Below are 8,355 nucleotides of genomic sequence, written 5' to 3'. Positions count from 1 at the left end.
AGGAGGCCGTGCTGAACGGAGCACCGATAAAGTATTTCCTCCGCACCAAATCCCTCGCGCTCACAACCAGACTCCTGGATCAGTTTCTGATTGTTTCTATAATCCAGCCCGAAGCCGCGCCGACCTTCGTGGCCTGAGTGACGCCTTTGCAGCTGTATTGACCGTTAGGAAGCTTCGGTCCCAGGACGGCAGAGTTGACACCGATGATCTTAAGGACGCCTGCTTTATGATAGAATTGCGGGCCGCCCGAGTCGCCCTGGCAGATGGATGTTTCGGCGCCGGGCACAGTCCAATAGCGATCTTCCGCACGATGATAAAGTGAATTGATTTTCAGGATGCCGCGATGAAGTTGGCCAAGGTAAGCATAGATGTCCTGATTTCTTTTTCCCGTGTAGTCTTTGGAGCGCCCATAGCCATACACATAGACTTCTTCATTTGAATAGTCCGCCTGTGGATCGGTGTCGAAAGCGACGGGGTTAAAACCATCGGGGATCGTGCCGTCGAAACGGACGACCGCGATATCATGATCGAAAAATTTTCGCGTGCTGTTGTAGTTCGGATGAATCTTCCAGTCGACGCCGTGGCGTTGTGCCTGAGCGCGCTGATACATGGAGTATTTTTTGTTGGTAAAGATAATGTTGACGCCCGATAAAGTGGGTAGACGTTGTTTGTCGAAGCAGTGTCCCGCTGTCAAAGCGCTATGGGGTCCGATCAAAGTGCCTGTGCAAAAACCCAAACTTTGTCCCCAGCGGTTCGTCATTTCGACAAGGATCACACTGCGCGCAGCTTCCGTGACTCGTTCTGTGATCGCCTGACCGCCGATAACTGCCGAATCTGATTCTGCGATCAGCGTATCGTGAGAACTGATATCCGGAGAACAAGCTGTGAATAGGGCCGTGGACACGATTAACAACAGTGACTTTTTCAAAATTTTCTCCTTGCATGGGCGGGTTGTTATAGCGGGACTTCGCAGTTCACTCAGGTGACGATACGGTAAGTTGTGAAAAGACATGGCTGATGTTGGGACGGCGCGAGGCATTTTTCTTGCGCGATGACAGACGCAGGACTACCGTAGGGAAGTCATTTTCCATCTAACATAAGGAGTTAATATGGCGAATATCACTCTTAAAGGAAATCCAGTTAAAACATCTGGAGAACTTCCAACCAAAGGAAGTACGGTCAAGGACTTCAAACTTGTAAAAAATGATTTGTCTGAAGTGTCCCTGGCTCATTTCGCGGGAAAAAAGAAAGTACTTAATATTTTTCCCAGTGTTGATACGGGCACTTGCGCGGCCTCAGTACGAAAATTCAATCAAGAGGCGGCGAAGCTGAACAACACGATTGTTTTAAATATCTCGGCGGATCTGCCCTTTGCCCAAGCTCGTTTCTGTGGCGCAGAAGGAATCAAGAACTGTGAAACAGTTTCGTCTTTCCGCAGCGGTTTTGGCAAAGAATGGGGCTTGCAAATTGAAGATTCTCCGTTGGCGGGACTTCTTTCTAGAGCCGTAGTTGTGCTTTCTGAAGACAACAAAGTTCTTCACGCTGAGCAAGTTTCTGAGATCGTTAATGAACCAAATTATGAAGCGGCCTTGGCGGCAGTCCTCGCTTAAAGTTTCTTGCGGGCGAGACGTCTCCGTCTCGCCACCGCAGATTAAGACGTTTTCTTCTCTTTCTCGAAAGAAATCTCAAATTCAATCAAGCTTGAATAAAATAAAATTCACCGTCTCGTCGTGAGATATTTTCCATCCGTAAAGAAACTACGCGCTTTGAGTAAAAAATCGCATTGCAGATTTGCAAGAATTCTAATCAGACAGCGGTGGACTTTGGCCGTTTCTTTACAAACCTCTGATCAGGCCAAAGCGATTCGTTTATAATATTAAAAGAATGAGCTTTTAAACTATTGTTCAACAAGGACGTTTTATGAGTGAACAAGAGTCAGCTTTCGATCTGCAGGAGCTATTTTTTTCGAAAACGGATCAAAAAGGAATTATTGAATCCGGCAATGCCGTTTTTGTTCGTGTCAGCGAGTACACCGAAGAAGAATTGCTGAGGCGTCCGCACAATATCATCCGTCATGAAGATATGCCTCGGTCCGTGTTTAAACTCTTTTGGACCTTTCTTAAAGAAGGCAAGCCGATCGCTGCCTATGTCAAAAATAGAAGTAAAAATGGGAAGTATTACTGGGTGTTCGCCATGGCCTTCCCTATGCGCGATGGATACCTTTCTATTCGACTGAAGCCCACTTCGGTTTATTTCGCCAAAGTTCAGGAACTCTACAAACAGGTCCTTGCTCAGGAAGCCGATGGCGCGACATTGGAAGAGGGTGTGGCTTTGATTCAGCAGGCGCTTCGTGGATTTGGTTTTGCCAGTTACGACGATTTCATGAAACAGGCTCTGGTGGAAGAAATTGTTTCCCGGGATTCTTTGTTAAAGGAGCGTATCGGGCACGCTCTGCGGAAAGCAAAATCAGCACAGGGAAATATAAACGAGTTTGCGCAGCTGGTGGATAAATGTTTGACTGCGACCAGGCAGTCCTTTGCAAAAACACGGCAGATGTTCGTTAAGATGAATGACCTGGTCCAAGAGTCTCGGGCTATCGTAAAAACCTGTCGTGACGTCAAATTTGTCACAGTGAATTTGACAATTTCCTCGGCAAAGCTGGGTGATGCGGGGAAGCCTTTAAGTGTTGTCTCGAACAATCTTGAAAGGCTGACGGAAGAAATCGCCACGATTTCCGCCAATTTCGAAGAGATCTTTCAGAATTACGAAAAATCTGTTTTTGCGATGTACAGCTCCATTGCGACGTCTCGTTTTCAGATCGAGATGATGAAGCATTTAATGGACGAGCATTTTCAAAAGAACGATGCGGCGGGTGAGTCGACGGAAGCTCGGGAAAAACTATTGTTCTTTAATAGTTCGCTTTTGATGGACCTCATTGGTGCTAACTTTAATAAAGTGACAACAACTTCCAAGGAGCTTATTCAGGCGAACAAGTTGCTTTTGTCCTCGATCGAAGCTCTTGCCAAAGTGACCAATGGCATGGGTGTCATTCATGTCGTTGGAAAGATTGAAATGGCGCGGACGGGAAGCAAGTCGGAATCTTTGAGTGCCCGACTGCAGGAGATGGAAGCTCTCACAGAGACGTTTAAAAAAAGTCTTAAAAACCTTGAATCAGAATGCCAGAGCGGACTTGCGATGTGTTCAGAGCTTGTTCAACATAATCAAACGATGACCAATGACCTTGGCAAAGCGGGTGATTTGATCGCGATCTAATTCTTCATGACTTCTCTGTCGTCACGGATCTCTTCGAGAGCAAGTGACGCTATTTGTGTCCCTTTTTTGGTGTCTGTGGATTCTTTAAACACCTTCTCGTGTTTCTAAACAAAATTACCTCACTTTCAGAGTTTTCCCTGTCAGGCATGATCTTTGGATTGTTTCGCTTCGGAATTTGGGCTGGCTGTAATTCTTGGGGCAACTGGTCCGACTCTAAATAATGCACGTAAATCATAAAGTCGGAGAAATACTATGAAAGCGTTTACGAAAGCGCTAATGGCGGTGTCTTTAATGACGTCGCACTTGGCACAAGCCTCAGGCATTGAAGATCTTCCTAGTTTTGAGGAAGAGACCGTTGTCAACCAAACCCCGGCCCCGGTGGTTGCATCGGAGACACCGGTCACGGCCGCGCCGGTGGCGAATCTGCTTGCCGGTTCCGTTTCGATCAACTCCATTTCTAGAAAGTCCAATGGAACAATTTATACCGTCGATCTAAGGCAAGCACTGTCTTTAGTCAGAGTAGATCTGCGAGTGACCGCACAAAAACTAAAAGTGCACGGTATGACTCTAATCACGGATACAGGCTTGCGTGTAGACGTAAAAAGTTTAAAAAACTCGGCCGTTCTTGAAGCGGGTGCCGTGGTTTCTTCTGAAAGTTTGAACCAAAGTGACCGTGTCGCAGCGATCGAAGTGGTCGCAGAATCTTACGGTGCTGAGGCGAATATGCTTTTAACTGCGATCGCGGATAGAGACGTGCCGGTAATGAAGCTGCGTTCGATCGCAGCGCCTATTCAGCCTTCGCGACCGGTGCCACCGCCACCGCCGGTAACGCCGCCGAAGGCAGAGGAGTCTCGTCCACAGCCGTACCAACCATCGGAGTCAGACTATATCATCAGCACAGGCGACCGTGTTTATTATAATAACTCTGTTGGGGTCGTCCTGGGTGTCTATTCGAATGGAAAAGTGAACTTGAAGCGCGAAGGGTACTATGACACGACGGTTTCGTTGGATCAGCTTGCAAAATCGGTAAGATGCACCTCTAAAGGACGTATTTGTGTGAAGGATGTAGTCCTGGTTTCTGGTGGCATGGGAAAGGCAAAAGAAGTCTTTACCAATGGCAAAGTGCTGGTCGTTCGTGAAGGATATTACGACTCTTTTGTTGATGCAGATTCTATCGGCAAGGAAGTAGACTGCTTGGGCTCTATCTGCAAAGGCAGCAATGTCATTTATTCATCCTCGGCAGGTAAGATTAAAGCTATTTTCGATGTTAAAAAAGCGGTGCTTTCTCGTCCAGAGTACTATGACACTGTCGTCGATGTAGGCCTTATTGCCGCAGAAGTAAATTGTACTCCCAAAAAAGGCATTTGTAAGGGTATGCACGTTCATTATTCTGGGTCTCAAGGCTTAGTTAAGGCCGCTTATGCAAATGGGCATGCTCTCATCGCAAGAGATGGCTACTACAATTCATTCCCGCATGAAGATTCATTGGCGCCAGAGGTCAAGTGTGACCGTGGGATCTGCCAAGGGGACCGGGTTTACTACAGTAATAGTTCGGGCGTAGCGGAAAAAGTTTTCAAAGGTATTATCCGTTTTAAACGCTCGGGATATTACGATGCTTATCCAACCTCCGATCAAGTGTCACCGGCAGTGAGATGCGAAAAAAACAATCGCATCTGCCAGGGGGACGCGATTTTTTATAATGGGTCCCAAGCCGTCGCGGCTGAAGTTTATGCCAATGGCATCGTCATGGTGAAACGCAGCGGGTATTATGATACTTACGTTCACTCTGACAGACTTGCCAAACGAGTTCGATGAATCGAAACGGCAATGGCAAGTTCTTAGAAAATAGAAATTGAATACAGATTAAATATTTTTTGGAGATTTTATGAAAAAACAATTTATCTTAGGAATGTTGGTCGCTTCTACCGTGATGCAGGCGATTCCCGCGAAAGCGGATAAGGAAACTATCGGCAATATTATTGGTGGTGTTATCGGCGGCGCTATTGGCTCGCAAATTGGCAAGGGCAATGGCAATACTGCGGCGATTATCATCGGCTCGATTGCCGGTACAATGATCGGCGGTCAAGTGGGGCGCGATCTTGACGAAGCTGATCGCCGTGCTTTCAATGAGGCCCAACAACGTGCTTTGCGTGAGCAGTTGAATCAACGTACGGACTGGGATGGGCGATCTTACGGTTCCCGTTCGGGAGCGCGAGGAAGCTTCACCTCGACTCGTGAAGGCTATAATGTCAGAACCAATGAATATTGCCGTGAGTACGTCAGCGTAATTCAAGTTCGCGGTCGTACAGAAGAAACACGCGGTATTGCTTGTTCCCGCGCCGATGGATCCTGGTATGAGGTTCAAGAGACCGAAATTCGCTTTGGCTCTCGTCCCGACAACTCTCGTCCGCCACGCTTCCCGGATCGTCCGCAAAGACCTGAGCGTCCACCTATGCCGCCGCCAGTTCAGTCTTTGCGCGAAGGCACTGCAATGATTGACAACATTACGCGCCGAACAGGCGGCGAGTGGTATCGCCTTTTACTGCGTCAGCCTTTGCGCCTAGAGCGTTTGGAGTTGATCGTGTGGTCACAGCGTCTTAAAGTTCACGAAGCCAGTGTGGTGACTCAATCTTCCGCACGAATTCCAGTTCAGCAGTTGACGAATGGCCCTGTCTTAAATGCGGGATCATCAGTGATTTCTGAAAATTTGAATATTCGCGAAGCCATTGTGGCAATTGATCTACGTCTGGAGTCTTACGGTGGTGTTTCTGCCGCGATCGTGAAAGCTTTGTCATTGGATGGTTATCCGGAACTTCAATTGAATATGCCGCGTCCTCCGGCGCCGCCAGTTCAGCCGGGCCGTCCGCCTGTCGATGACGGTCGTTCGTTGAAGGGCTTCTGCGCGGATCAAGATCACCAGCAATTCTACGCTGCGAAAAATTTTGCGTATGCAACGAATGGTTTGGATATGACGGAGTCCGCGGCGACTCAATGGGCGTTGGATTACAATAGTACTCACCGCTGCGGTACGCTTACAGAATATAAAGATCGCTTCTCAGCACTCTATAGTGTTGCTTATGCCACAGATGGATTGGATATGACGACGACGGCAGCCCGCGCTTATGCTCTTAAGAATGTGGAGAACGTGACAGTACAAGAAGCAAATAAAATGGCTGTCGATCTTCGTGCGGCAAAAGGCTTCGCTTACGCGAGCGACGGCTTAAATATGACATCAACGGCGGCGGCGACATTTGGACGTAACTGGGTGGAGTCGGGCTGTGAAGATGCGTCTTTTGTTAACCATACCATTTGGCCGAAGTTCAGAGATGAATACCGCTTCGCCTATTCATCCAGTGGTTTGAACATGACCGCAGATGGGGCCGTGAAGTACGCGGTTAATAAGGTGGCAAGTATGACTCGTTGTGGTTACTTGTTGCGTCGCTAGATCTAGAGCGAAAGTTAGATGAAGTCAGGGCCTCCGTTGCGGGGCCCTTTTTGTTTTCAAGTGCGACAAAAGAGCGACGCCAAAAGTGTCGCCTGTCTAATTTTGAGACAGCTGTCGAAACTTTAGAGGGAATATATCCGTCGCTCAGGATCTCTTCATCGGGCACGGTCTTTGGAGGTTAGCGTTCGGAATAAAAACGAGGAGCGTTTATGAATCGTCGTCTGCTTGTCAAAATGATGGCAGCTTTAAGCTTGATACAAAACACAGCTTTTGCGCAAACAATTGATGACCTACCTAGCTTTGATGACGTCGACCTGGCGCCGCCAACAACTTCTGTTGAACAGCCTGTAGAACAGCAGCCAGTAACGCCGAAACCGGCGGAAAACACTTCAGCACCCGTGACTCAATTCGCAGGATCGGCATCGCTCAATTCCATTTCGCGTAAGTCGGGCGGAACACTTCATACATTGAAGCTTTCTGAAGCTTTAACGCTATTACGTTTAGACTTAAGAGTCACCCAAAGCAGAGTTAAGATTCACAAAACCACTTTAGTTACAGAACAAGGTCAAAGAATTGACGTCCGTCAGCTTTCACAAACAGACGTTTTGGCGACTGGCGCGGTGGTGGCATCTGAAAACTTGACGGCCAACGCTCGCATCGTGTCCATTGAAGTTTTGGCTGAATCTTATTCGGCGGAAGCAGATGTGATGATCACTGCTTTAGCCAGCGATTCTGTACCTAAAATGACGGTGACGGTGGAAATAGCAACCGCCCCCGTAACACCGACGCGCCCCTCTACACCTCCTCCGCCGCCACCGCCGGGGGGTGTTCGTCCCGATCGTCCTGCGACTTATGAAGACAATGTCATTCGTGTCGGCGATGAAGTACTTTATGCCAGGAGCTATCCGGGAGTTGTGACCTATATCTCGGCCTCCGAAACCCGCGTTCGTCTTAATGGCTACGGTGAAAACCGGGTCTCTATGAGTGATCTAGCCAAAGCAACTCGCTGTCAGCAAAACGTCTGTGCCGGAGATGAAGGAGTTTACGCCAGTGCCTACAAAGCAACGGTGGTTAAGACCTATTCGAACTCATTGATCATGGTGCGCCTGCGAGGCTACGCCCAAGAGACCTTCATTTCTTTGCGTGAATTCGCAAAGGCGGCCCGTTGTGTGAAGAATATCTGTCAAGGTGATCGCGGCATTTATACAGGAGGCTATTCAGTGTCTGTTGTCAGTGCATTTGAAAACGGCCTGTTGGAGGTGAAGTTCGCTGGATATGCATCCACCAGTTTCATCGATGCTCAAAATTTCTCTAAAGCCTCTTCTTGCAACCGAGAACGCACGATGTGTGCGGGCGCGGATATCCTTTATTCGGGCAGTTACCCGGGCCGTGCTTTGGAGTTTTATGATAATGGTCAGGCGTTGTTCCAGTTGGATGGCTACAGTGGGTCCGCCAGTGGTCATGTCAATGATCTTGCTTATTCAGTCCGGGATGCTCGTATTGGCAGAACGTATCTTTATTCGGGCTACTATCGCGCGACTGTGATTGCGGTGTATTCAAACGGTATGGCGCGGGTCCATTTAGCCGGCTACTCCGGCAGCAGTATTGTGAGAGTTCAAGATTTAAAATAGGAAAAG

Annotated in this window: 6 protein-coding genes; 5 read left to right on the top strand and 1 reads right to left on the bottom strand. The window is 48.2% G+C overall.

The window, feature by feature from the left end:
• Positions 1–79: 79 nt before the first annotated feature.
• Positions 80–928, bottom strand: a complete 849-nt coding sequence (locus tag OM95_RS03865; protein WP_291515532.1) for a trypsin-like serine protease — start codon at positions 926–928, stop codon at positions 80–82.
• Between the two features lie 181 nt (positions 929–1,109).
• On the opposite strand from OM95_RS03865, the gene tpx reads away from it, so the two are divergent.
• The 5 genes from tpx (at position 1,110) to OM95_RS03840 (ending at position 8,349) form a co-directional block, all read left to right on the top strand.
• Positions 1,110–1,610, top strand: a complete 501-nt coding sequence (gene tpx, locus OM95_RS03860) for a thiol peroxidase (RefSeq protein ID WP_041870450.1) — start codon at positions 1,110–1,112, stop codon at positions 1,608–1,610.
• 310 nt (positions 1,611–1,920) lie between these two features.
• Entirely contained in the window at positions 1,921–3,273 is a 1,353-nt protein-coding gene (locus OM95_RS03855) for a PAS domain-containing protein (RefSeq protein WP_041870449.1), read from the top strand.
• Between the two features lie 252 nt (positions 3,274–3,525).
• Entirely contained in the window at positions 3,526–5,088 is a 1,563-nt protein-coding gene (locus tag OM95_RS03850) for a beta-sandwich domain-containing protein (RefSeq protein WP_041870448.1), read from the top strand.
• Between the two features lie 70 nt (positions 5,089–5,158).
• Positions 5,159–6,718, top strand: coding sequence for a beta-sandwich domain-containing protein (locus OM95_RS17075; protein ID WP_291515531.1), 1,560 nt, complete (start codon positions 5,159–5,161; stop codon positions 6,716–6,718).
• 209 nt (positions 6,719–6,927) lie between these two features.
• Positions 6,928–8,349 carry a beta-sandwich domain-containing protein gene (locus OM95_RS03840; protein ID WP_041870446.1) on the top strand — a complete coding sequence of 474 codons (1,422 nt, stop codon included), beginning with the start codon at positions 6,928–6,930 and terminating at the stop codon, positions 8,347–8,349.
• Positions 8,350–8,355 lie beyond the last annotated feature (6 nt).

The organism is Bdellovibrio sp. ArHS, assembly GCF_000786105.1.
Lineage (GTDB): Bacteria > Bdellovibrionota > Bdellovibrionia > Bdellovibrionales > Bdellovibrionaceae > Bdellovibrio.
Note: the sequence above shows the minus strand (reverse complement) of the source record. Positions and strands in the feature narration are given on the sequence as shown.